The following is a 2934-nucleotide window of genomic DNA, read 5'->3' as shown; positions in this document are numbered from 1 at the left end:
CGATACCTTTCGAGATAACTCTTGAGGAGATGCCAGAAGCCGAAGCGGAGGCTCTCGCAGAAGCCGTTATCCTTGAGAGAGAAATCGAAAAACAGCCGGAACCTAAATCTGCGATCGTGGAGAGAATCCTGCTTGGCAGGGAAATAAAGGCCGTTTCCAGAACTATGAGCGAGGTAATAGGCAACGAGAGCGACCTGGTAGTCAGCGGAAAAGTTTTCGGGCTCGAGTTCCGGAACAACCGCTTCCCGGTCCTCATGTTCAACCTCACAGATCACACCGATTCTCTCTGCGTGAGGATCACGCGTGAAGATGCGAAAAACCTCTCCACCAGGCTCGAAGACGGTGACGAAATAACCGTCAGGGGAAAGATGGAGACCGATACGTGGCTGAAGGAGGATGTCCTGGTGCCGAGGGATATCGTCAGAACGAGCCTTGCGCGAAGAGAGGACAACGCTCCCGTCAAAAGAGTCGAGCTTCACCTTCACACCAAGATGAGCGCCCTGGATTCTGTGGTCGAGACCAAAAACCTTATCAAGACCCTGAAAGAGTGGAACCATGACGCCGTCGCCATAACGGACCACGGCATCGTGCAGTCGATTCCCGAGTTTTACTTCGAGGCCAAGAAGGCCGGAATAAAGGCCATCTTCGGCATGGAAGGCTACATGATAAACGATTCCGAGCCGATCCTGTACAACCTTCAAGACGAGACCCTCTCGCTGGAGGAAGCTTCTTTCGTGGTCTTCGACCTCGAGACGACCGGCCTGAACCCCAAAGAGGACGAAATAATAGAGATCGGCGCCGTGAGAGTGGAGGGCAACGAGATAATCGACACCTTCTCTTCCTTCGTCAAACCGTCTAAAGAGGTCTCTTCACTGATCACCAGCATAACCGGAATAACCAACGAGGATCTGGAGAGCGCACAAGACATAAAGACCGTTCTCCCGGGATTCATAAAGTTCTGCGAAGGCTCCATACTGGTGGCCCACAACGCCCTCTTCGATTACGGCTTCGTGCGCAACACGGTCAAGAAGCATTTCGGAGGAGACTGGGAAATGCCCTGCATAGACACACTGGCACTCGCTAAAAGCCTCATAAAATCTAAGAGTTACTCGCTGGATACCATCGTCAAAAAATTGAAGCTCGGCCACTTCGAGCATCACAGGGCCAGCGAAGACGCCAGAGTCACCTCGGAGGTCCTCAGAAAGTTCATCTCCATGGCAAAAAAGAGGGGCGTCGAGAAAGTCGCCGAGCTCGACAGACTCAGGAAGAACTTGAACCTGAACTCCCTCAAGCCCATCCACATAAGTATTCTGGCCAGAAACAAGAAGGGACTGGGAAATCTTTACAGGCTCGTGACCGTCTCACACACCGAGCACTATTACATGAAACCGAGAATTCCCAAGAGCGTTCTCAACGAACTGCGTGAAGGTTTGCTGATAGGCACGGCCTGTATTTCCGGCGAGTTCGCGCGTTCCTACATCTCCGGGGCGAACACCGATGAACTGGAGGAGATTGCCAAGTTCTACGATTATATCGAGGTGATGCCTCTGGATACTGTCGATTCGACCGAGGGAGAGGCAAACATATCCGCAGAGACTTTGAAGAATATGTACAGGGAGTTCTACAAAGTCGGAAAGAAACTCAACATACCCGTCGTAATGACCGGCGACGTCCACTTCTTGGAACCCCACGAGAAGATTTTCAGGGCGGCGATAAACGCGGCGCAGGATTACGAAAATTTCCAGAACCAGCCGGACCTTCACCTCCACACGACCGAAGAGATGCTGGCCAAAGCCATGGAGATCTTCGAGGACGAGGCCATCGCGCGTGAGGTAGTGATTGATAACACCAGATATATCTCCTCGCTTATCGAGGAGATAGTTCCCGTTCGGGGAAAGCTACACCCACCGATCATAGAGGGCGCGGAAGACGAAGTAAGAAGACTCACCATGGAGAACGCCAGAAGGATCTACGGTAATCCGCTTCCGGAGATAGTAGAAAAACGTCTGGAGAAGGAGTTGAACGCGATAATCGGCCACGGTTACGCCGTTCTCTACCTGATCGCCCAGAAGATGGTGCAGAAATCTAACGAAGACGGTTATATGGTGGGTTCGAGAGGTTCAGTCGGTAGCTCGCTGGTGGCCAACGTTATAGGGATAACCGAGGTCAACCCGCTGCCGCCTCACTACCTCTGTCCCGAATGCGGGAATTCGATCTTTCCTGAAACCGATATCGAATCCGGTTACGATCTACCGGACAAATTCTGTCCCACCTGTTCGCGAAAGATGAAGAAGAACGGCCAGAGTATCCCCTTCGAGACTTTTCTGGGATTCGAGGGAGACAAGGTGCCCGATATAGATCTCAACTTCTCCGGCGAATACCAGGAAAGGGCTCATGCCTTCATAGAAGAGCTGTTTGGAAGGGACCACGTTTTCAGAGCCGGCACGATCTCCACGCTCGCGGAGAAAACGGCTTACGGTTTTGTCAGGGCCTACAGTGAAAAGAGCGGGAAAACCTTCAGAAGACCCGAACAGGAGAGGATCGCCCGGGGAATAAGCGGTGTGAAGCGCACCACCGGGCAGCACCCCGGAGGACTGATGATCGTCCCCAAGGACCTGGACGTACACGACTTCACACCGGTTCAACATCCGGCGAACGACACGAAAAGCTCCACGCTGACGACTCACTTCGCCTATGAAGTCATCCACGACGATCTCGTCAAGATAGACGCTCTGGGCCATGACGATCCCACCTTCATAAAAATGCTCAAGGATATAACCGGAATAGACCCCGAGGATATCCCGATGGACGATCGTGACACGTTATCCATATTCTCCTCCGTCAAGGCTCTCGGTATCAGATCGCAGGAGCTAGGCACTGATATGGGGACTCTGGGTATCCCCGAATTTGGAACGGGGTTCGTCCGCGGAATGC

The 2934-nt window shown here is 52.7% G+C and carries 1 protein-coding gene; it reads left to right on the top strand.

Translation table 11 applies throughout. The features are described from left to right. Window positions 1–29: 29 nt before the first annotated feature. Window positions 30–2934: PolC-type DNA polymerase III (locus PKX57_RS11870; protein ID WP_472417518.1), on the top strand; the 2905-nt coding region annotated here is incomplete at its 3' end.

Source organism: Mesotoga sp., from assembly GCF_035363035.1.
Lineage (GTDB): Bacteria > Thermotogota > Thermotogae > Petrotogales > Kosmotogaceae > Mesotoga.
This window is presented reverse-complemented; position numbering and strand designations above follow the sequence as displayed.